The organism is Corynebacterium uropygiale (assembly GCF_021568315.1).
Taxonomy (GTDB): domain Bacteria; phylum Actinomycetota; class Actinomycetes; order Mycobacteriales; family Mycobacteriaceae; genus Corynebacterium; species Corynebacterium uropygiale.
Genome location: NZ_JAKGSI010000001.1, coordinates 202,882 through 223,132, shown reverse-complemented (window position 1 = coordinate 223,132; position 20,251 = coordinate 202,882). Strand labels below are relative to the sequence as shown.

Sequence of the window (20,251 nt, the reverse complement as noted above, 5' to 3'; positions counted from 1 at the left end):
CCATGCACACCTTCGCAGCGTACCTACAGCAAGAATTGCGGCGCATAGTACGCAAGCCTGATCTTCTCATTTTCACGGTCGCTCTACCCGGCGCCCTCTACCTCATGTTCGGGACAACCAGCTCCGGCGATGCCGACGCCGCCGGTCACGGTAATACCGCTGCCGTCGTCATGACATCCATGGCCCTCTATGGCGCTGCCGGAGTTGCTATCTCCATTGCCGGCGCTATCACGTTGGAGCGTCAATCGGGATGGGTCCGCCAGTTACGACTGGCAGGATTGTCGCAGCGGGCATGGCTAGGAGGAAAGATCATTATGGCTGCCCTCATGGCCACTTTTTCTGTCCTTCTCGTGTTCAGCCTCGGCGCAGCAACGGGTTCGCATATGGATGGCGCCGGGAGGTGGGCTGCCACTGTGGTGCTCATTCTTGTGGCCGCCGCCCCCATGACACTGTTTGGCCTGGCCATGGCACTCGTGTTGCCGACGGATTCCGCAATACCTATTGCTTCAGGGTTGCTGGTGGTGTTCTCTTTCCTTGGCAATCTCTTTGTCCCACTGCATGGGGCATTAGCAGAGTTTTCTCGCTTCACCCCCATGTATGGTTCAGCGATTCTGGCCCGATGGCCACAATTGTCCGGTGAATATTACCACGATGGGATGGCACAACAGGAGACGCTTACTGCCGCTCTATTTAGTATTGCCGTATGGTCGGCAGTGTGGGCTCTCGTATGTGTGCGCGGTGCGCGTCGAATGACGGCTCGATGAGGCTTTCGTATCGCCTGCGATCCGGGCGACGGGTGAAGTCCGCATGGTCAAACGTCGTGTTCGTTCCGACTCTTCTGTGGCCCCTTGCCCAAACCTGGACGACGCCCCTCTCGGTCAGATGGCAGGCGACTGCTTCGATCGCCATTATCGCCTTCGCTGCATTTTTCTCGTCCGTGTCGGTTCTGCTCAATCATCGACGTCCGTGGATGTCCGTTCCTCTGCTCATCCTTGCTGGACTGGCAACACCTGGAGCCGGTTTTTCGGCCATCGTTATGCATCCTTTTGTCACAGCGACGTGGATCTTTGTCGATTCTTTAGCAGTGGCCTGTGTGGGGACAGCAGCTGTGACAGTGGCGATGATAGCGATCATCGTGATGTGGGTGCCCGATGCTATGGGACAGGGATTGGTCTGGATCATTCTGTTCTCCCTAGCCGGAATGTTCTTCATCCGGTTCATGCGGGATGCCCAACACCGAGCTCATGATCTCGCAGCGGCACGAGCGTTAGCTGAACAACGCGAGGATATGGCGCGCGTCGTTCATGATTCACTGGGGCAAGCGTTGACAGCGGTGACGGTACGAGCACAGCTCGCCCAACGTCTCATCGGATCTCAGGATGATGCCGCCCGCTCAGAAATAGACGCTGTGCTCGACGTCGCCCGCGAGGCGTTGCATGAAGTGCGTACCACTGCAGAGCTCCTGGAGACACCCGATTTCGCTGGGCAGTTAGCTCGCACACGTGAGATCATCTGCGCTGCCGGTATGACGGCCTGCTGGCCGGACCACGTGCCTTCTTTACCCCCGGAAACCGATCGTCTTTTTGCCGCCTGTCTCCGCGAGGCAGTCACCAATGTGGTGCGGCATTCTGGTGCGCACACATGCACGGTGGAGGTAGCACCACAGCGATTGCGGATTATCGATGACGGGGTAGGGATTGACAACACAGCTGGTGGCATCCACGACGCGGTCAGCAGCGATCAGAAAAATACCGTGTCACCCCTAGCCCGCGGCGGCAAAGGACTACGCAGCCTCAAAGAGCGGGTGGAGGCGGCCGGCGGGCATTGTACGGTGCTCCCCGTGACAGCAGCCTCTTCAGCTCACTCGACAGAACACGGCACTGTCGTCGACATTGTGATGTCAGCAGGATCGGATAATGACAATGCGCCCCTCACGCGTGGCCGACAGCACCACAAGCACGAGGCGCGGGGGAGACACAATGACAAGTAACATGACACCCGACACAGCGCCGATCGAGCATCCGGATATCACTCCTATCCGGGTGGTCCTCGCAGATGACCAAGAGCTCGTGCGCGCGGGATTAGCAGCACTGCTCAATATTGAGCCGGATATTGACGTGGTGGCGCAGTTCCCTTCCGGAAATGGTGTGGCCGACGCCGTGGTTGACCTCGGTGTTGACGTCGCGGTCCTCGACATTGAAATGCCGCACAATGGCATCACAACGGCTGCAGAGATCGCCGAGGCCACACGCACGGCACAGACCCCCACCACACCGGAGAGAGCCCACGCACCCCACAGCAGCAACGGGTGCCGCGTCCTCATCGTCACCACTTTTGGCCGGGCTGGCTACCTCCAACGAGCCATGCAAGCTGGTGCATCGGGCTTCATGGTGAAAGACGCTCCGGCCGAGGAGCTAGCCGCCGCGATTCGCCGCATACATGCGGGTGGCACGGTCATTGATCCGACCTTGTCCGCGGAGGCCCTCTCCATCGGAGCGAATCCACTCACCCCCAGGGAACGTGATGTCCTCCGCGAGTCCCTCGATGGCGCACCCGTACGGGAAATTGCCCGTCGGTTGTTCCTCGCCCCAGGGACAGTGCGCAACCACGCATCGCAGGCTATTGCGAAAACGGGGGCAAACAATCGGATCAGCGCCGCCCAGGCGGCGCAGCGCCGCGGCTGGCTATGACACAGGCCACCGGCACCCCCAGGTCATGCAAAAAGCTCCGCATCCCATCACAGGACGCGGAGCTTCTCCACCGAGCCGCCTGCGAGAATCGAACTCGCGACCTTTTCATTACGAGTGAAGCGCTCTACCGACTGAGCTAAGGCGGCACACGCGCCGACGCGCGCGAGTGGTCATATTACCACACTGCCCCCGAATCTAAAAATCCCGCTGAATATCCTGCCAGGCGCCGCCACCGTACCTGCTCCTTAGCCAGACTATGGCCCTCAGCGCACCCCACTCGCCAGACGAATCCTTCCCACCATCGCGTCCATCGCAACGGCCGGCCGTACATTCTGCCCCAGTTGCTCGCGGCACCGGGAGATGGCATCGACGCATTCCACGATCCTCGGCGCGGGCACCGACGTGGCGATCTCCCCCGCCAGGCCCTCAAAATCCGGATGGGTGAGCGCCACCCCGGCGCGCGTGGACAGCATCAGCGCGTCACGGTACAGTCCCGCGAGGTCAACGAGTGAGAGATCCAAGATGTCCCGGATGCGGCGAGTCTCTTGTTTCTTGTGCTGGTTTTCCAACTCCCGGATCTGCCCGGCGGCACCGCTGTGTTGACTGTTGTGTGTAGGACGGGGCCGCCAAAGCCAAACACCACTGGGCTCACAGATGTGATCTCCTACCTCCCCTGTACCAGAGACGCGTTAACAGGATCACCAGTAGCAGCAGAACCCTCATTCTCATCTCGTGAGGAAGCTGGTGAAAGCTCGTCCACCCCTTCACATAGTTTCCCACACAGTCATGTCTGCCGTTCGCGACACTTCGTAAGGAACTGTACGCAAAGGGACAATAGTGACCGCCGACACAATACTTGCCCTGAAACCACCGGATCCACTCTGCCATCGCAATGTCACAAGTCAGCGCAATGGATCCCATAAACGACAACAACGCATCTACCCTTCCGCAGCCCCCCCTCGAGGCACATGTGCATAGTCCAGTGATATTTTCTAGTAGACATCTAATAACTAGGCTCTAGAAACATATCCTAGCAGCACGAATAAGATTACTTATCCCCCAATCGGGGGTAGTGGGGATATTTTTTCCAATATCTCTGGAAGCCCGTCTGTACCTCGCCTAGCATACATCTACAAGACACAGATCTTTACTCCCTACAGGAAAATAACTGTGTCCCAGTCAGATGATGACATCACGCCACTACCATAAGCAACATCAGGAGGATTCATGAAGAATCTTTCCCCAAGATTTATGATTGCGACATTGTCAATCGCTACAGCAGTGTCCGTAGTTTCTCCGCACGCATGCGCAGAGGAACCACATGGAGAAAATTCAACGGTTCGAAAAGCCGTTGCCACTGCACCCATCCAGCATTCCGCCGATCATGAGCCACGAAGTGCCAATGGCGGATCGTGGGCACCGGGCGGAGCGGGGGCATGGAACTGGCTCTACGTCAATGGCAGCGGACTGAATGTCACCACGGCGACCGTCGCATACGTTCCAGGAACAGATCTAAAAGACAAAAACGCATGCGTGGATCAATTCGAAATAGCCTACTACAAAGATGGGCGCCGCGTGACCGAATCGGGAAGTAGTAATTGCGCTTTTGGTCGAGCAACTCACACTTTCCACCTAAATAAAAATCTTGACGCGAACACATCATTCTGCGGCCGTGTTCGCATCGGAAATTCTTGGGGAAACTACGCCTGCGTCGACATCAAGCCTTAAAATTATGATTGGAACCATGGAAATTCTTGCAATTGTCGGACTCCTGCTAATTCCAGTTCTGATAATTATTATTGTCATTGCTGGAGGGAAGCTTCTCCTCGATATCCGAAAAGAGGTAAAGGGATTATCAGAAGAACTCAGGAAGAACGGCCCTCAATGCTAACGACTAATTCTCAACTAAGTCTCGTGTGGGCGGAGCTGGAGTGATCGCGCCAGCAGGTTACCCCTACGCAGTAGGGGTAACCTAGCTACGCCTGCACGTTCGTTCCCTTGAATCTTTTGTCCTTTGACACGTCGTCAGAATCGTCTCAATGTCAGTATGCCCGCACGGATCCTTTCCTGGGGGGGATCATCAACAGGTTTCCGTTGAGATCCTCGACGAGTTCTTCGGTGAATGTGCCCGCTACCCCTTCTCGCGAGACAGCCTCGCAACGCTATCGGCTGCGCCGCCCCTAGCCCCGAGTGCCAGTCCCAACACACAAACACCCATTGAGCCCCGGCTTCCCGGGATCTGACTCAATGGGTGTTTTCCGTGGAGCCGCCTGCGAGAATCGAACTCGCGACCTTTTCATTACGAGTGAAGCGCTCTACCGACTGAACTAAGGCGGCACACGCACTGATGTGCGTGAGTGGTCATGTTACCGTACTCTCACGGAATCTAAAAATCCGCCGGCACCAGGTGCCCTCGCCCCCTCAGCGCACGCCGCTGGCCAGGCGAATCCTTCCTACCATCGCGTCCATCGCCACGGCGGGCCGCACGTTCTGCGCAAGCTGCTCGCGGCACCGGCTAATGGCGTCGACGCACTCCACAATCTTCGGGGCGGGCACCGCGGCGGCGATCTCCCCGGCGAGGCCCTGGAAGTCGGGATGAGTAAGGTCCACGCCGGCGCGCGTCGAGAGCATGAGGGCGTCACGGTAGAGGCCGGCCAGGTCCACGAGGGAGAGATCGAGGATGTCCCGGATCCGGCGGGTCTCCTGCTTCTTGTGCTGCTTCTCCAGCTCGCGGATCTGGGAGGCCGCGCCGCGCAGTGCTTTCTGGGCGCCTCGGCCTTTGGCCCCCATCCCGAGGGCCGTGCTCAGCGCCGCGATCTCCGCGGCATTGGACTCCTCGTAGGCCTCCTTGGTCTCCTGCTCCACGGCCTTCACCAGGGAGCTCACCGCACGAAAGGCCTGGTCCCCGTGGTTGATGAGCTCCGCGAGGCCCAGGATCTGCGCCCGGCGCTGCTGGGCCTCCGGGGAGCGTACCAGCCGCCGCGCGCGCCCGATGTGTCGGGCGGAGGCCGCCGCGGCGAGGGCGGCGTCTGCTTCCGTCGCCCCCTCCGACACGAGGATGCGCGTGATTTCGCGGAGGGAGGGCGTCGGCACATACACGTGGCGGCACCGCGAACGGAGGGTGACGGAGAAGTCCTCAGGGTCGACGGAGGGAGCGCACAAAATAATCACGGTGCGTTCCGGGGGCTCCTCCACCGTCTTGAGCAGGGCGTTCGCCGCGGACTCGGTGAGGCGATCCGCGTCCTCCATGATGAGCACTCGCCAGGGGGCGACGGTGGGCATCCGCGAGGCATCCTCGATGATGCTGCGCACCGTGTCCACGCCGATGGAGAGCTCCTCGGGAACAATGTGCACAACATCCGTGTGGCTGCCCCGAAAGACCGTGCGCGCGGCCTCCGAGGTGCCCAGGGGTTCCCCATCGCAGACCAAGGCGGCCGCCAAACACAGCGCGGCGACCGAACGCCCCGAGCCGGGCGGGCCCGTGAACACCCAGGAATGCGTCATGGCGCTGGGCGAGCGCCGAGGATCTCTGGCAGCGGCCGCGGCGTCGAGAATGACACGCCGGACCTCGGGGGCATCGGCGAGCCGCTCGGCAATGCTGGGGAACTCGTTGCTGCTCACGAGTCTTCACTGTAGCCGGCGCGCCCGACGGCAGAATCGCGCCGCCGAAGACGGGCGGGGATGGCAGGGCATCGCCCCAGGTGATACCGTCAAATGGGCTGGGGCGCGCGCCCCACGCCATGACTCCCCGTTCATCCGCATAAAGTGAAGAGCATGACTCGTATGTTGCGCGCCATGAAATGGCTGTGGGGCACCTCGTGGCCCCTCTACGCCGCCCTCGTTTTGGGCTCCAATGTGGCTGGCGCGCTCGCGGTCACCCTGTTTGTCCGCTTCCTCGTGCCCATGCCCGAGGTGGACATCCTCACATCGAAGGCCACCTACCTGCCTGTGCTGGGCATCTGCTATCTCGTGTTCGCGGTGGCCATCGGGATGGTGGTGACCTTCTTCCTCTTCCGGCCGGTCATTGACTGGCAGCGCAGCCCCCAGGATCATGATCCGAACATGGTCCGCAACCTCGTCATGAGGATCCCCGTCTACCAGGCGGGAGTGTGCGCGGCGGTGTGGCTGCTGGGGATCGTCATCGCGGCGGCCGTGGCCTCCACCGTCTCGTGGAAGCTCGTGCTGGTGATCGTCGTGCTCACTCTGCTGGCCTCCGCGGTAGTCACGCTCATTACGTACCTGCTCGCTGAGCGGCTCGTGCGCCCCGTGGCCGCGACGGCCCTGGCCCGGCGCTTCGAGGACTCCACCCTCGAGCCCCCGATCCAGCAGCGGCTGCGCATGACGTGGGCAATGACCTCGGCGGCGCCGATCGTGGGGATCGTGCTCCTCTTCATCGCGCACCGCGTGGGCATGCTGAGCGGCGACGCCGACGACCTCATCCCCGCCGTGGTCGCCCTCTCCGCGACGTCGCTGGTCACCGGGTTTATCGGCACCACCTTCGCGGTGATGAGCGTGGTGGACCCCATCCAGGAACTCCAGGACGCCATCAACAGGGTGCGTCGCGGCGATACTAACGCCGAGGTCGACATCTACGACGGCTCCGAAATCGGCGTGCTCCAAGCCGGCTTCAACGAGATGATGCGCGGCCTCAAGGAACGCCAGCGGGTTCGGGACATCTTCGGCCGCTATGTGGGCGCCGAGGTCGCGCGTCGAGCCCTCGAGGAGCGGCCCACCCTCGGCGGGGAAGACCGCAAGGTGGCGGTGCTGTTTATCGACGTCATTGGCTCGACGCACTTCGCCGTCAACCACACGCCTGAGGAAGTGGTGGACGAGCTGAACAAGTTCTTCGAGCACGTCGTGGAGGTGGTCCACCGCAACCGCGGCACCATCAACAAATTCCAGGGGGATGCGGCGCTGGCCGTGTTCGGGGCGCCGCTCATGCTCTCCGACGCGACCTCCCACGCCATGACCGCGGCGCGCGAGCTGCGCCAGGAACTCAAGGGCATGAAGCTGCAGGCCGGGATCGGTGTGGCCGCGGGGCACGTCGTGGCCGGGCACATCGGCGGGCACGACCGCTTTGAGTACACCGTCATTGGCGACGCCGTCAACCAGGCCGCCCGCCTCACCGAGCTGGCCAAGGACACCCCCGGGCGCGTCCTCACCAGCGCCGCCACCCTCCGCGGGGCCAACGAAGCCGAGCAGGCCCGGTGGACGCTCATGAAGTCCGTCGAGCTGCGCGGGCGCGGCGAGATGACCCAGCTCGCCCGCCCGATCCGCGCCACCCTCGCCGACCGCTCCTAGGGCGGCGCCCGGCTGCGCGCCGAGGGCCGCGGCCTCCGCCCCCGGCCCCCGCGCCCCGCCGCCTCAGAGGGCGAGCGCCCACCACAGCCCCGCGCACACCGCGAAGCCGGCGAGGGAGAAGAGCGTCGACGCGAGCGTCCACGTCCGAAGCCCGTCCTTCACGCTCAACCCGAGGTACTTCGTCACGATCCAGAAGCCCGAGTCATTGATGTGCGAGGCCGCGAGCGCCCCGAAGCCCACCGCGCAGGCCACGATCGTCGCCTGCCACGGGCTCAGCCCCGACTGGGCCACCGGCTCCGCGATGATCCCCGCTGCGGTGAGCATCGCCACCGTCGCCGAACCCTGGGACACGCGGATCGCCAGCGCCACCACATAGGCCGTGAGGATGAGCGGCAGGTGCGCGGCCACCAGCATGTCCGAGAGCACCGTCCCAATCCCCGAGGCCACCAGCACGTTCGCAAAGGCCCCGCCCGCGCCGGTGACAAACACGATCACCGCGACACTCGGCAGGGCGGATTCCATCACCTCCGCCCGGCGCGCCCAGGACCAGCCCTGACCGCGGCCCACCACCGTCGCCGCGAGCGCCACCGCCACGAGCAGCGCCACGACCGGATGCCCGATGAGCCCCACCACGCCGGCAGCCGTCGAGCCCTTGGGTGCGAGCATCGCGCCCACGGTGCCCACCATGATCTGCACGATGGGGAGCACCACAAGACCCATCACTACCCACGGGTTGGGCGGGGTGGCGGCCTCCCCTCGCTGCGCCGACCCCTCCCGGGAGTCGCCGGTGTCGCCGCCTTCGCCCTCCCCCGCCGACGCGCGCTCCACCGCCATCCACCCCGCGCGGGCGCACCACCGCGTGAGCGCGTAGCCGAGGAGCGCCGCCAGCACGCTCACCCCCAACCCCACGGAGGTCAGAAGCCCGGCATCCACACTCATGAACCCCGCGACGGCCACCGGCCCCGGGTGCGGCGGCATGATGACGTGCACCACCATGAGGACGCCCGCCACCGGCAGCCCCAGGAGCTCCGGCCGGAGTCGGGCCGTGCGCGCGAAGCCGAAGACGATCGGGGCGAGGATGATGTACCCGACATCGAAGAACACCGGGATACCGAGGACGAAGGAGGCCGTCGTGACCCCCGCGATCACTCGCCGCGGCCCCATGAGTCGGGTGAAACGCCTGGCCACGGCATCCGCCCCGCCCGAGAGCTCAATGATCCTCCCCAGCACGGCGCCCAGCCCCACCACCATGAGAACCGAGCTCATCGTCTTCCCCGCCCCCTCGGTGAGGACGGACATGAGATCGCCCACCGGGATGCCGGTGGCCAGGCCCGTGAGCAGCGCAACGATAATCAGCGCCACAAAGGCCGGCACCTTGAGCCACATCACCAGAAGCAGCAGCACAACAATGGCCAGGACACCGATGGCCAACACAGAGAACCCAGTCATGTGTTCAGTATCACACAACTGGGTTCGCGGTGGGAACGACGACGCCCGAGCGCCGACTTCCCCGTTCTCAGCCCTTCAGGCTAGGAGCGCTTCTTCGTGCTCTTCTTCGTCGTCTTCTTGGTGCTCGTCTTCTTCGAGGCCTTCTTGGAGGCTTTCTTGGAGGCCTTCTTGCGGGTTTTCTTCGCCCCGCCGGTCTCGGCGAGCTTGGCGCGCCGCTCGCTGAGGAGCTGGTTCGCCCGGGCGTCGGTCATGGTCTCGGGGCGATCCCCCTTTCGGAGGGAGGCGTTGGTCTCGCCGTCCGTGACGTAGGGGCCGAAGCGGCCGTCCTTCACGGTCATCGGCTTGCCGGAGACGTCGTTATCGCCCAGGACCTTGAGCGGCGGCTGGGCGGCGGCGCGGCCGCGGCGCTTGGGCTCGGCGTAGATGCGGCGGGCCTCGTCGAGGGTGATGCTGAAGATCTGCTCCTCGCTGCCCAGCGAGCGGGAGTCATTCCCCTTCTTGAGGTAGGGGCCGTAGCGGCCGTTCTGCGCGGTGATGACCTGCCCGTCGCTGGGGTCCACGCCCACTTCCCGCGGGAGAGTGAGCAGTTGGAGGGCCTCCTCGAGGGTGACCGTGGCGGGCTCCATCGTGGAGAAGAGGGAGGCGGTCGCCGGCTTGAGAGTTTCCTCAATGTGCTGAGCGATGCGCTTCTCCTTCTGCTTCTGGGCGGTCTTGGTCTCCCAGTTCTTCTTCCGCTTGCCGGCGGCGGCGCGCTCGGCATCCTCCTGGGCGCGCTCCTCCGCGACGATGGTCTCCGCCTCCGCCTCGGCCTTGGCGCGCTCATCATCGTTGACGAGCTCCGTCACGTACGGACCGTAGCGCCCCTCGCGCGCGACGATGGTGCGCCCGTTCTTCGGGTTCACGCCCAGCTCACGGCCGCCCTGCGGGGTGGCGAAGAGCTTCTCGGCGGCGTCCCGGGTGAGCTCGTCCGGCGTGGTGGACTCGGGGAGGTTCGCCCGCTGGTACTGGGGTTCGCCCTCCTCCGTGGTGCCGATCCGCCGCTCAATGTACGGCCCGTAGCGGCCCACGCGGACGACGACGGGGCGCCCCTCGTCGTCGTCAAACAGGTGGAGCGAGTTCACCAGCCGGGCGTCGATGTGCTCGAGATTATCGCCCACGAGGTTCTTCAGGCCGCCCTGCCGGGCCACGGAGTCCGCGATGCCCTCGCTGGCATTGGGGTTGCCGAAGTAGAAGCCGTTGAGCCAGGCGGTGCGGTCCTCCTCGCCGCGGGCGATGTCATCGAGCTCATCCTCCATGGAGGAGGTGAAGTCATAGTCGACGAGGTCAGCGAAGTTGTGCTCGAGGAGGCCGACAACGGCAAACGCCACCCAGCTCGGCACGAGCGCATTTCCCCGGGGCAGCACGTAGCCGCGATCCTGGATGGTCTTGATGATCGCCGCGTAGGTGGACGGGCGGCCGATCCCCAGGTCCTCCATCTTCTTCACCAGCGAGGCCTCGGTGTAGCGGGCGGGCGGGTTCGTGGTGTGCCCGTCCGCGCTGAGGCTGCGCACGTCGAGAGTGTCGCCGGTGCTGAGCTGCGGGAGGTGCTTCTCGGCATCGTCGGCGATGCCCTTGCTGCTCTCCACGTAGGCGCGGAGGAAGCCGGGGAAGGTCACGGTGCGGCCGGAGGCGGTGAAGGCGCAGTGCTCGCCAGTGCGGGCGTCGCCGGCGACGGTCACCTTCATGGAGGTTCCCTTGGCGTCGGCCATCTGGCTGGCCACGGTGCGCTGCCAAATGAGCTGGTAGAGCTTGAACTCCTCGGTGTCCAGCCGCTGGCGGAGCTCCTGCGGGGTCGCGAAGCGCTCGCCGGCGGGGCGGATGGCCTCGTGGGCCTCCTGGGAGTTCTTCACCTTCCGGTCATAGCGGCGCGGGGAGGCGGCGACGTACTGCTCTCCGTAGAGCTCCTTGGCCTGCTGCCGCGCGGCAGCCACACCCGACGCCGAGAGCGACGTGGAATCGGTACGCATATACGTGATGTGACCGTTTTCGTAGAGCCGCTGGGCGATGCGCATGGTCCGCTCGGAGGTGTAGTGGAGCTTGCGCCCCGCCTCCTGCTGCAACGTCGAGGTCATAAACGGCGCATAGGGCCGGCGGGTGTAGGGCTTCTCCTCCACCGAGGCGACCGTCAGCTGGCGGCCCTCCAGGGCTTCCGCCAGAGCCTCGGCGCGCTCTTTGTTCACGACGGTGGCCTCGCCGCTGAGGGTGCCGTCGTCGCGGAAATCACGCCCCTGCGCGATGCGCTTGCCGTCGATGCTGGCCAGCCGGGCGCTGAAGCGCGGGTCGGCCTCGAGCTCGGCGGTGAGATCCCAGTACTCGGCGGGGACGAAGGCCATGCGCTCGCGTTCGCGCTCGACGATGACGCGGGTGGCCACCGACTGGACGCGGCCGGCGGACAGGCGCGGCATGACCTTCTTCCAGAGGACGGGTGAAATCTCGTAGCCGTAGAGGCGGTCGAGGATGCGGCGGGTTTCCTGCGCGTCCACCAGGTTGGAGTCCAGTTCGCGGGTGTTCTGCGCGGCCTCGATGATGGCGGACTTGGTGATCTCGTTGAACACCATGCGGCGCACGGGGATCTTCGGCTTGAGGACCTCGAGGAGGTGCCAGGCAATGGCCTCGCCCTCGCGGTCGGGGTCTGTGGCGAGGTACAGCTCGTCGACCTGCTTGAGCAGGCGCTTCAGCTCGCTGACTTTCTTTTTCTTCTCCGGGCTGATGACGTAGAGGGGGCTGAACCCGTGATCGGTGTCCACGCCGAGGCGCGCCCACGGCTCCTTCTTGTATTTGGCGGGAACGTCGGCGGCTCCGCGCGGCAAATCCCGAATGTGCCCCACGGAGGCTTCAACGATGTAATCATCCCCCAGGTACGGCTGAATTTTCCGCGCCTTGGTCGCCGACTCGACGATCACGAGGCGCTTCACACCATCGCCCTGCTGTCCTGCCACGGGATCACATCTTTCTAGTCGTTGCGGTTAACTCCCCCATACGGTACACAGTTTGTACCACGCACTGAGAATGCTAACCAAGAATGCTCACCCGCTGGGCTTGCATTCCCTTCGCCGATCCGGAGACCTCAAACTCCACTCGCTGATCCTCTTCGAGGGTGCGGAAACCCGTTCCGATGATCTCTGTGTAGTGGACGAAAACATCCGCGGAACCATCATCCGGTGTGATGAAGCCAAAGCCCTTCTCCGCGTTGAACCATTTCACGGTGCCGTGTTGCATGGGACTAGTCTGTCACGCGGGACGAGCTTCACGAAATGCTCTGGGCCTTCAGGGAGCGCGCCATGGGCGCGGGATGAACAGGAGGATGCAGGAGGATGCGGATGCCCAGCACCAGCCAGGGCCCGAGCGCCCCGCCGAGCTTCGGCGAGGAGCTCCTCGACATCCTCACCCAGCGTTTCAGCGACTCCACCTGCACTTTCCACGTCACCGAGCCCGCCCGCGGCGCCACCTGGGTGGACTTCCCCGAGTGGGTCTCCCCTGCCCTGCGGCGAGCCCTCGACGAGCGCGACATCCGGCAGCTCTACCAACACCAGCGCGAGACCGCCGAGAGCGCCTGGGCAGGCCGGGACACCGTCGTCGCGACGGGCACCTCCTCTGGTAAGTCCCTCGGTTACCTCCTTCCTCTTCTCAGTTCGTGCAGCCAGAACTCGGCGGCCTGCGCGCTCTATCTGTCTCCCACCAAAGCCCTGGGCACGGACCAGATCAGCTCCGTGAGCTCACTCATCGCCGGTATCCCCGAGCTCTCGACGCTCTACCCCGCCACCTACGACGGGGACACCCCCATCGAGGCCCGGCGCCCGATCCGCGATCACTCCCGCTTCATCGTCACGAACCCGGACATGGTGCACACCTCGCTGCTCGCCCACCATCAGCGCTGGGCCCGCCTCTTCCGGCACCTGCGCTGGATCGTGATCGATGAGTCCCACTCCTACCGCGGTGTCTTCGGAGCGCACGTGGCGCTCGTCCTGCGCAGGCTGTTGCGCCTCGCCGCCTCTTATGGGGCGAACCCGGTGGTCATCGCCGCATCGGCGACGTCCGCCGCCCCCGCCGAGCACCTCAGCCTCCTCACCGGCCGAGCCGCCCACGAGATCACGGAGGATGGTGCTCCCCGCGGGGAGCGAACCATTGCCCTGTGGGAGCCTGGGTTCCTCCCCGGCGTGGAGGGGGAACACGGCGCTCCCATCCGCCACCCCGCCGGCAGCGAATCCGCCCAGCTCATGTCCCGGCTTATCGCGGAGGGTGCCAGGACCGTCACCTTCGTCCGCTCCCGCCGCCAGGCTGAGACGGTGTCCCTGCGCTGCGCGGAGAACCTCATTGGGATGGGCCGACGCGAGGACGCCCAGCGCATCTCCTCCTACCGCGCGGGCTACCTGGCGGAGGATCGACGCGCCATCGAAAAAGCCCTAGACAATGGGGATCTCCTCGGCGTGGCGACGACGAACGCCCTGGAACTGGGCATCGACATCGGTGGCCTGGACGCGGTGATCACCACGGGCTTTCCCGGCACGGTGGCCTCCTTCTGGCAACAGGCCGGCCGGGCGGGCCGGCGCGGCCAGGGGTCGCTTGCGATCTTCGTCGCCCGCGATGATCCGCTGGACACCTACATCGTTCACCACCCTGACTCCCTCCTGGGCACCCCGGTGGAGCGTTCCGTTTTTAACCCGTGGAATCCGTTTGTCCTCCGCGCCCACGTCTATTGCGCGGCGGTGGAAAAACCGCTGACGGATGAGGACATCACCTTCTTCCACGCCGAGCAGGTGGTGGCGGACCTCGCGGAGGAAGGTCTCCTCCGCCGGCGCCCGCGCGGCTGGTTCCCGGTGGCGCTGCCCGCGGCCGACCGCGAACAGCACGAGGGGCTCTGTCCCGACACCGCACACAGCGCAGTCTCTCTGCGGGGCGGCTCAGCCCACGAGGTCCTCCTGGTGGACGCCACGGATGGCCGGATGATCGGCACGGTCGATTCCGCCCGCGCCTGCTCCCAGGTCCACCCCGGCGCGCTGTACCTGCACCGTGGGGAGAGTTTTGTTGTTGACGATCTTCTCCTCGACGATCACCTCGCCCTTCTTCACCCGGCCACGCCCGACTACACGACGAGCGCCCGGAGCGTCACGGATATTGCTGTGTTGTCGGAGCCTTCACCGGAGGAGTCCTGGCACCCGCACCCCGGCCTTTCGGTAGCAAACGTCGATGTGGAGGTCACCGATCACGTCGTGGGCTATATGACGCGCAGCTTCGACGGCGAGATCCTCGGAACCACTCCCCTCGACCTCCCGCCGCAGGTCCTGCGCACGCGGGCCGTGGCGTACACGGTGGACCCCACGATCTTCGATTCCCTCGGCATCGATCCCTCGCGGATCCCCGGCTCCCTCCACGCCGCCGAGCACGCCGCCATCGGGATTCTCCCGCTCCTCGCCACGTGCGACCGCTGGGATATCGGCGGTGTTTCCACCGCCGAGCACCCGGATACTCTCCTTCCCACCGTGTTTGTTTACGACGGCCACCCCGGCGGCGCTGGCTTCGCGGACTGTGGTTTCCGGCTTTTCCAGCAGTGGATCACGGCGACGTACGAGGCCGTGCGCTCGTGCTCCTGCGAGAGCGGCTGTCCCTCCTGCATCCAATCCCCGAAGTGCGGGAATGGCAATGAGCCCTTGGACAAGGAGGGAGCCATCGCACTGCTCGGGGCGCTGGTCACCATGCTGGAGACCGCCGACCCGGAGCACGGCCCCACATCCTCGTCCGCGTAGAGCCAGCTCAGAGGGGCCCGGCCCGGGATTCCGCCTCGCGGGAGCGCACGCTCACGCTGAGGATGACGTCGGCGCCTTCCGTGGTGCAGCGCCGAAGGGTCGCGCCGTTGAGCTCGCTCACCCGGCGCCCCTCCGCGCATGCGTCCTCTCCCTGGTACAGTGCCCAGGCTGCGGATACGGCCGCCATGTCTGCAGCACTGCGCGCCCGGTGCTGGGCGACGAGGAACACCCCCGCCCCGATGAGCAGGCAGGCCACGAAGGAGAGCACGAGGATGATGCTGGCCGCCGCGACGGTGGCCGAGCCCTCCTCGCCCCGGAGAAACCGCCGGCGCTGCGCATCCCGCGCGGCCCCACGATGCTGGGCCATCATGATCCTGCCTCCACGACGAGTTCGGCCGGGACGATGGCCTCCGCGCTCATGGTGCCAAGCGGACCGGGGACCGTGGCCCGCGCAGTGACCAGAGCCCCATCGGAGCTCACCTCCACGCTGCCCCGCGGAGGCTGGTAGGTGGTCCCGATAGCGGCGGCCCGCGCTGCCGCAGCGGCGGCGTCGACGGCCGCGACCTGCGCGCCAACTGTGACCAGCCCTGCAATGAAGGCCGCCGCCACAATGACGAGGCTGCTGAGAGCGAGTGCCGCCTCAATGCTCACGGAACCACGATCGTCCCTGAGCAGTCCTCGCCATGGTTTCCGGGGCCTGCCGGGCTCGCGGGACGACGCCGCTGGACAGATCGGGACCGCTTTAGCCCGGGGTCTGGGACAGCGCATCGGTGATAATCCCTTCAATGGCTTTGACGACGGAGCTCCCTTTGATGACCATGTACAGCACTCCGGCGAGCGCAGCTGCCGCGAGGCTCCCCATCGCATACTCAATGGTGCTCATTCCGTGGTCATTGCTGAGGTGCTCGAGGGAGAACCTCCGTGCGGGAAGATGGGTGTTCTTCATAGGGTGTACCTTCTTTCAGATTGCTGTGCCTGAGGCACGGATGTGGTGGATGATGTGGATGACGTGGGCGTTCTCTTAAAAGAGATCGCGGGCGAGGCTCACGATGACGGGCGCGAGCCCCACGAGGATGAAGGCCGGGAGGAAACAGAGCGCCAGGGGCATCGCGATGAATACCCCGGCGCGCTCCGCCGCGGCGGTGGCGTGCTCTTCGGTCTCGGCGCGCAGCCGCTCAGCGATCCGCTCGCAGCCATCAGCGAGCGCCGCCCCCGAACGATGGGAGGAGGTGCTGAGCCCCGCCAGGTCCCCCAACCCCGGGAGCCCGACGACGGGCGACCAGGCTTTCTCCGGCGGCATCCCCAGCTCAAGCAGGGCAGAGACGGTAGCCCACTGCTCTGCCGTCGCGGGCCTGGCGCTGGCCGCCACGGTGGAGGCCGCTGCCGCCGAGGAAAGCCCCGCCGACACACAGGTCGCGAAGAGATCGATGTCCGCGGCACAGGTGAGGAGAAGCGCCGGATCTGGGCGTCGAGACCGAGACGAGCGGGATGCTTGCCGCGGCCCATCCCGGGCCCACCATGGGTGGCGTCGGCGCCGGACACGGTGGGGGTTCTGCTCTCGGCTGCGGATCCTCCCCCGCGGGCGAAGGGACGGAAGCCAGAGGGCCGCTGCGCAGAGCATGATGCTGAAAGCCATCATCGGGGTCATGGTGTTCCTCCTGCCGTCGAGATAATGAGGTGGCACCACCACAGCCCGGCGCAGCAGAGCGCCACACCGCTGAGAAGGAGGATCCCGCCCAGTCCTCCGCCCAGGAGAAGCCTGAGCGGGTGGGCGCCCATGGAGCTGCCCAACGCGATGCCTACCAAGGGCAGAGCGCTGAGGATGAGCGCCGTGGCCTGGGCTCCTTGGAGGGAGGCTGCCGTGGCCCGGTGGTGACGCAGGTGCGCGTCGATCCTCCGCTGCACGTGTTCCAAGAGCGGGACCATGGGGATTCCGTGGCGGTCCGCGTTGTCCCAGAGGCGACCGCATTCTGCGAGGTCAGGGTAGGTGTTTTGGGCTTCGGTGAGCACGGCACCGCCTCGGCCGCCGTGGTGTGCCCGGGTGGCCGCCACCCCGATGAGGGTGCGCATGCCCCGGGCGGCTTCGCTGCTACCGAGGACATCGCTTTCCGCCGCCGCGGCGAGAGCCTGCGGCATGGAGTGCCCTGCCCGGAGGTCCGCGAGAACGTGCCCCACCAGCTGCGCGCTGAGTTCGTGGACCCGCTGGGTGCGGGCCTGGCGTCGGCGTCGTCGCCACAGGGACACGAGGGTGGCAGAGAGAAGACTGATGCTCAGCGCCGTGCTGAGCTGCCCTGTGAGCACCACTCCCACGCCGAGGACAGCAGCCGCCGCAGCCCCCAGGATGAAGGGCGGACGACGCAGCGGAAGCGCTCGTGGGGCCTCGCGCGGGAGGCGCCGGGATGGACGGGGTGTGCCGAGGAGAGCGCAGAGCCCGCCGCCCAGGAGACAGAGGAGGGAGGTCATCATGGCGTTTCCCCCTCCACGAGGCCGAGCTGCTCCCGCAGTTCGCGCAGGTAGGAACGGAATTCTGGGGTCTCTCCGTGGATCTCATCCCAGAGCACGCGGGCGCGTACCGGGTTTCCCTCGAGCAGCCCGATCTGGTGGAGGCGTCGCCCCTCGGCGTGGCGCTTCATGACGAGCACCACCTGCAGCGCGGCCGCCACTTGGGAGTGCACGGCCGTGCGGTCCAGTCCTCCGAGCGCGGCGAGCGCCTCCATGCGCGCGGGGATCTCCGCGAGGGAATTGGCGTGCACGGTGCCGGCCCCGCCGTCGTGCCCCGTGTTGAGGGCGGCGAGGAGGTCGACGACCTCCGCCCCGCGAATCTCCCCGATGATGATCCTGTCCGGACGCATCCTCAATGACTGTTTGAGCAGGTCGGAGAGGGTGATCTCACCCCGGTCCTCGATGTTCTTCGCCCGCGCGACGAGCGTGAGCACATGCGGGTGCCGCGGCTGCAGCTCCGCCGTGTCCTCGATGCAGATGATGCGCTCATCGTGCGGGACCTCGGCAAGCAACGCGGAGAGCAGCGTCGTCTTCCCGCTGCCGGTTCCACCCGTGACGAGGAACGCCCGGCGCGCCCGGACGATGAGCCCCAGCGCGCTCGCGATGTCCTTCGGCATCGTCCCCGCGCCAACAAGACTGTCCAGGGTGTCCGCCGCCTGGTGCAAGACGCGCAGGCTCAGGCAGGTCCCGTTCTCAGCCGGCGGGCTGAGCATGGCGTGCACGCGGATGTGGCTGCCATCGTCCCTGTTCAAGCGGCCATCGGCGAAGGGCTGGGCGTCGTCGAGCCGTCGGCCACACGCGTGGGCGAGCCGCACGGCGAGGCGCCGCACATCGGCATCGGAGGGAAAGCTCAGCCGGGCCCTTTCGAGCCCGCGTCCCCGGTCGAAGAACACCGCCCCCGGCCCGTTGACCACCACGTCGGTGACGCCGGGGATCGCCAGCAGCGGCTCGAGCGCTCCGACGCCATCCGAATCGTGGCGCAAGCGGCGCAGGAGCTCCAGCATGTCGAGGTCGCTAATCACCCCGGCTTCCTCCCGCACCACGGAGACGAGCGCCTCCGGGCTCGGCTGGACGTCGTCTTCCGCAATCCGCCGGTGCACGCGCTCGACGATGGCATCAACGTTCAGTGTCCCGTTCATGCCCACCCCATCTCCTCAAGGAGACTCACTGCCACACGGCGCAGGGGCGCCGGAAGGGGCAGGCTGAGCCCCGACAACTCGCTGTGCTTGGCGATGCGCCCCAGGTGTGGGAGCTCCGCCGTGACGGGCTGTCCGAGGATCTCTTCAACCTCCTCGGCGCTCAGCCCCGACCAGCCCCGATGCCGCAACACGATGTCCATCGCCGGCACCGAGCCCACCTCCCGCCAGCGGGCAATCCGGCGCGCCGCCGCGGAGACCGGCCGGATTTCGGCGGGAACTATCATGACGATCCGATCGCACGCACTGCTCATATCCGCGATGTCCCGCGCGCTGCTCACCATGTACGGCGGAAGATCAAGGACGCAGAGCCCGGGCACCGCAGCGAGGTCGCGCAGCGCAACGGCCAGAAGAGCGGCATCGCGCTCCGCCTCGCCCGCCAGGGTGCTGCGGCTCGATGAGAGCACGGCAAGACCGCTCGTCGTCGACGGCACAGCCCGGCGCACATCCTCCCCATCGACGCTTCCGTGCCCGAACGTGAGGTCCGGCCATCGCAGCCCAGCGTGCTGCTCCAGCCCGCACAAGAGATCGATTCCACCCGAGTCGGCATCGCCGTCAATGAGCATGGCCTCGAATCCGTTACTCGACGCCTGGAGGGCGCACGCCGCGGCCAGGGTGCTGGTGCCCGCCCCGCCGCAACAACTGGTCACCGCCAGGACCGCCCCATGCTCGCGATGCTCGCGCGCCGGTCCCCGCCGGGAGGAGACCACCATCCCGTCGGATCGGCCGAGCTCCGCCAGCAGGTCCGTGGCCTGGGCGGGAAGCACGAAGGCCCGCTCCGCGTGCGCCGCGGCCACGGCCTGCCAGGGCACGGGCCCAGGATCCGGGGCCACCACGTAGATCCGATCCCGACGCCGACTGCTCCCCACGTGCGCGGCTGGTCCTTCGTCGACGAGGACGGCGTCGACCTTCGCGAGGTGGCGGGTAATGTCGCGCGGATCCGTCGTATCGATGACCTTGCGCCCCGTCGCGGCGGCGATGTGCACGGCCTCGGGGTGAAGGGTCGGGTCGGTGACGGCGACCAAGATGCTGTTCATGGGTGTGAGTGTCGCGGAGACTCGGCGCCGGTGCAGCCCCCTCCGGCGGCAGCTGTGGAAAAGCCCGAATCCCGATGACGTGTCACCATCATTCTGGGGATAACTCGTCTCACGCACCCCAGGAATCACACTGGCACCACCCATTCCCGCGCTATCCCCACCCCGCACCACCCCCTACACGACACAAGGCCGGAACTCATCCGGCCTGATCCACAGGAACGAGAACACCTGCAGATATAGGTGACGGCCCGCGCCTCGGGGGGGGTGCGCGCGGGCCGTCGGTAACCCGGCCT

Annotated in this window: 19 protein-coding genes and 2 tRNA genes; 7 read left to right on the top strand and 14 right to left on the bottom strand. The window is 65.8% G+C overall.

The window, feature by feature from the left end; genetic code table 11:
• The first annotated feature begins 2 nt into the window (after positions 1 to 2).
• Genes L1O03_RS01075 through L1O03_RS01065 form a run of 3 tightly spaced genes read left to right on the top strand, consistent with a single transcriptional unit; the run spans position 3 to position 2,690 of the window.
• Complete coding sequence (locus tag L1O03_RS01075; RefSeq protein ID WP_236117573.1) at positions 3 to 764, top strand: ABC transporter permease; 762 nt, start codon at positions 3 to 5, stop codon at positions 762 to 764.
• Complete coding sequence (locus L1O03_RS01070) at positions 761 to 1,990, top strand: sensor histidine kinase (RefSeq protein ID WP_236117572.1); 1,230 nt, start codon at positions 761 to 763, stop codon at positions 1,988 to 1,990. The genes L1O03_RS01075 and L1O03_RS01070 overlap by 4 nt, the downstream gene beginning before the upstream one ends.
• 1 nt (position 1,991) lies before the next feature.
• Complete coding sequence (locus L1O03_RS01065) at positions 1,992 to 2,690, top strand: response regulator transcription factor (protein WP_236117571.1); 699 nt, start codon at positions 1,992 to 1,994, stop codon at positions 2,688 to 2,690.
• Positions 2,691 to 2,763: 73 nt separating this feature from the next.
• On the opposite strand, the gene L1O03_RS01060 is transcribed toward L1O03_RS01065, so the two are convergent.
• Together L1O03_RS01060 and L1O03_RS01055 are read right to left on the bottom strand one after the other, a co-directional pair.
• A tRNA-Thr gene (locus L1O03_RS01060) sits at positions 2,764 to 2,836 on the bottom strand.
• A gap of 117 nt (positions 2,837 to 2,953) precedes the next feature.
• The gene (locus L1O03_RS01055) at positions 2,954 to 3,163 is read right to left on the bottom strand and encodes a hypothetical protein (protein ID WP_236117570.1); all 210 of its coding nucleotides are present in this window, start codon (positions 3,161 to 3,163) and stop codon (positions 2,954 to 2,956) included.
• 754 nt (positions 3,164 to 3,917) lie between these two features.
• Between L1O03_RS01055 and L1O03_RS01050 the strand changes: the two genes are divergently transcribed.
• Positions 3,918 to 4,418, top strand: a complete 501-nt coding sequence (locus L1O03_RS01050; protein WP_236117569.1) for a hypothetical protein — start codon at positions 3,918 to 3,920, stop codon at positions 4,416 to 4,418.
• A gap of 16 nt (positions 4,419 to 4,434) precedes the next feature.
• Positions 4,435 to 4,581, top strand: a complete 147-nt coding sequence (locus L1O03_RS01045) for a hypothetical protein (RefSeq protein ID WP_236117568.1) — start codon at positions 4,435 to 4,437, stop codon at positions 4,579 to 4,581.
• Positions 4,582 to 4,951: 370 nt separating this feature from the next.
• On the opposite strand, the gene L1O03_RS01040 is transcribed toward L1O03_RS01045, so the two are convergent.
• Positions 4,952 to 5,027 (bottom strand) — tRNA-Thr (locus L1O03_RS01040).
• An 84-nt stretch (positions 5,028 to 5,111) separates the two neighbouring features.
• Positions 5,112 to 6,311, bottom strand: a complete 1,200-nt coding sequence (locus tag L1O03_RS01035) for a DNA polymerase III subunit delta' (RefSeq protein WP_236117567.1) — start codon at positions 6,309 to 6,311, stop codon at positions 5,112 to 5,114.
• 153 nt (positions 6,312 to 6,464) lie between these two features.
• Between L1O03_RS01035 and L1O03_RS01030 the strand changes: the two genes are divergently transcribed.
• A complete protein-coding gene (locus L1O03_RS01030; RefSeq protein ID WP_236117566.1) occupies positions 6,465 to 7,991 on the top strand; it encodes an adenylate/guanylate cyclase domain-containing protein in 1,527 nt (508 codons plus the stop codon).
• A 63-nt stretch (positions 7,992 to 8,054) separates the two neighbouring features.
• Here L1O03_RS01030 and L1O03_RS01025 read toward each other — a convergent pair whose 3' ends face one another.
• From L1O03_RS01025 to L1O03_RS01015, 3 genes are all read right to left on the bottom strand, one after another.
• Positions 8,055 to 9,440, bottom strand: coding sequence for a GntP family transporter (locus tag L1O03_RS01025; RefSeq protein WP_236117565.1), 1,386 nt, complete (start codon positions 9,438 to 9,440; stop codon positions 8,055 to 8,057).
• Between the two features lie 80 nt (positions 9,441 to 9,520).
• Entirely contained in the window at positions 9,521 to 12,418 is a 2,898-nt protein-coding gene (topA, locus tag L1O03_RS01020) for a type I DNA topoisomerase (RefSeq protein WP_236117564.1), read from the bottom strand.
• 73 nt (positions 12,419 to 12,491) lie between these two features.
• Entirely contained in the window at positions 12,492 to 12,698 is a 207-nt protein-coding gene (locus L1O03_RS01015; RefSeq protein ID WP_236117563.1) for a cold-shock protein, read from the bottom strand.
• A 101-nt stretch (positions 12,699 to 12,799) separates the two neighbouring features.
• Between L1O03_RS01015 and L1O03_RS01010 the strand changes: the two genes are divergently transcribed.
• Positions 12,800 to 15,223 carry a DEAD/DEAH box helicase gene (locus L1O03_RS01010; RefSeq protein WP_236117562.1) on the top strand — a complete coding sequence of 808 codons (2,424 nt, stop codon included), beginning with the start codon at positions 12,800 to 12,802 and terminating at the stop codon, positions 15,221 to 15,223.
• 7 nt (positions 15,224 to 15,230) lie between these two features.
• Here the strand turns inward: L1O03_RS01010 and L1O03_RS01005 are convergent, their stop codons facing one another.
• From L1O03_RS01005 to ssd, 7 genes are all read right to left on the bottom strand, one after another.
• Positions 15,231 to 15,593 (bottom strand): Rv3654c family TadE-like protein, encoded by a 363-nt coding sequence (locus tag L1O03_RS01005; RefSeq protein WP_236117561.1) that lies wholly within the window; start codon positions 15,591 to 15,593, stop codon positions 15,231 to 15,233.
• Entirely contained in the window at positions 15,590 to 15,874 is a 285-nt protein-coding gene (locus tag L1O03_RS01000) for a hypothetical protein (RefSeq protein ID WP_236117560.1), read from the bottom strand. The genes L1O03_RS01005 and L1O03_RS01000 overlap by 4 nt, the downstream gene beginning before the upstream one ends.
• Before the next feature lie 91 nt (positions 15,875 to 15,965).
• A complete protein-coding gene (locus tag L1O03_RS00995) occupies positions 15,966 to 16,169 on the bottom strand; it encodes a DUF4244 domain-containing protein (protein ID WP_236117559.1) in 204 nt (67 codons plus the stop codon).
• 75 nt (positions 16,170 to 16,244) lie between these two features.
• Positions 16,245 to 16,871, bottom strand: coding sequence for a type II secretion system F family protein (locus L1O03_RS00990; protein WP_236117558.1), 627 nt, complete (start codon positions 16,869 to 16,871; stop codon positions 16,245 to 16,247).
• Positions 16,868 to 17,689: a type II secretion system F family protein gene (locus tag L1O03_RS00985; RefSeq protein WP_236117557.1), complete on the bottom strand. Its 822-nt coding sequence runs from the start codon at positions 17,687 to 17,689 to the stop codon at positions 16,868 to 16,870. The genes L1O03_RS00990 and L1O03_RS00985 overlap by 4 nt, the downstream gene beginning before the upstream one ends.
• Positions 17,686 to 18,864, bottom strand: coding sequence for a TadA family conjugal transfer-associated ATPase (locus L1O03_RS00980; protein ID WP_236117556.1), 1,179 nt, complete (start codon positions 18,862 to 18,864; stop codon positions 17,686 to 17,688). Before L1O03_RS00980 ends, L1O03_RS00985 begins: the two co-directional genes overlap by 4 nt.
• Entirely contained in the window at positions 18,861 to 19,958 is a 1,098-nt protein-coding gene (ssd, locus tag L1O03_RS00975; protein WP_236117555.1) for a septum site-determining protein Ssd, read from the bottom strand. The genes L1O03_RS00980 and ssd overlap by 4 nt, the downstream gene beginning before the upstream one ends.
• Positions 19,959 to 20,251: the final 293 nt, after the last annotated feature.

What these genes read in the sequence shown, in the direction of transcription:
- L1O03_RS01025 (WP_236117565.1), bottom strand. Translation starts at nt 9,440, where the DNA reads ATGACTGGGTTCTCTGTGTTGGCCATCGGTGTCCTGGCCATTGTTGTG.
- ssd (WP_236117555.1), bottom strand. Translation starts at nt 19,958, where the DNA reads ATGAACAGCATCTTGGTCGCCGTCACCGACCCGACCCTTCACCCCGAG.
- L1O03_RS01005 (WP_236117561.1), bottom strand. Translation starts at nt 15,593, where the DNA reads ATGATGGCCCAGCATCGTGGGGCCGCGCGGGATGCGCAGCGCCGGCGG.
- L1O03_RS00985 (WP_236117557.1), bottom strand. Translation starts at nt 17,689, where the DNA reads ATGATGACCTCCCTCCTCTGTCTCCTGGGCGGCGGGCTCTGCGCTCTC.
- L1O03_RS01075 (WP_236117573.1), top strand. Translation starts at nt 3, where the DNA reads ATGCACACCTTCGCAGCGTACCTACAGCAAGAATTGCGGCGCATAGTA.
- L1O03_RS01070 (WP_236117572.1), top strand. Translation starts at nt 761, where the DNA reads ATGAGGCTTTCGTATCGCCTGCGATCCGGGCGACGGGTGAAGTCCGCA.
- L1O03_RS00980 (WP_236117556.1), bottom strand. Translation starts at nt 18,864, where the DNA reads ATGAACGGGACACTGAACGTTGATGCCATCGTCGAGCGCGTGCACCGG.
- L1O03_RS01065 (WP_236117571.1), top strand. Translation starts at nt 1,992, where the DNA reads ATGACACCCGACACAGCGCCGATCGAGCATCCGGATATCACTCCTATC.
- L1O03_RS00995 (WP_236117559.1), bottom strand. Translation starts at nt 16,169, where the DNA reads ATGAAGAACACCCATCTTCCCGCACGGAGGTTCTCCCTCGAGCACCTC.
- L1O03_RS01015 (WP_236117563.1), bottom strand. Translation starts at nt 12,698, where the DNA reads ATGCAACACGGCACCGTGAAATGGTTCAACGCGGAGAAGGGCTTTGGC.
- L1O03_RS01045 (WP_236117568.1), top strand. Translation starts at nt 4,435, where the DNA reads ATGGAAATTCTTGCAATTGTCGGACTCCTGCTAATTCCAGTTCTGATA.
- L1O03_RS01050 (WP_236117569.1), top strand. Translation starts at nt 3,918, where the DNA reads ATGAAGAATCTTTCCCCAAGATTTATGATTGCGACATTGTCAATCGCT.
- L1O03_RS01030 (WP_236117566.1), top strand. Translation starts at nt 6,465, where the DNA reads ATGACTCGTATGTTGCGCGCCATGAAATGGCTGTGGGGCACCTCGTGG.
- L1O03_RS00990 (WP_236117558.1), bottom strand. Translation starts at nt 16,871, where the DNA reads ATGACCCCGATGATGGCTTTCAGCATCATGCTCTGCGCAGCGGCCCTC.
- L1O03_RS01055 (WP_236117570.1), bottom strand. Translation starts at nt 3,163, where the DNA reads ATGCTGTCCACGCGCGCCGGGGTGGCGCTCACCCATCCGGATTTTGAG.
- L1O03_RS01010 (WP_236117562.1), top strand. Translation starts at nt 12,800, where the DNA reads ATGCCCAGCACCAGCCAGGGCCCGAGCGCCCCGCCGAGCTTCGGCGAG.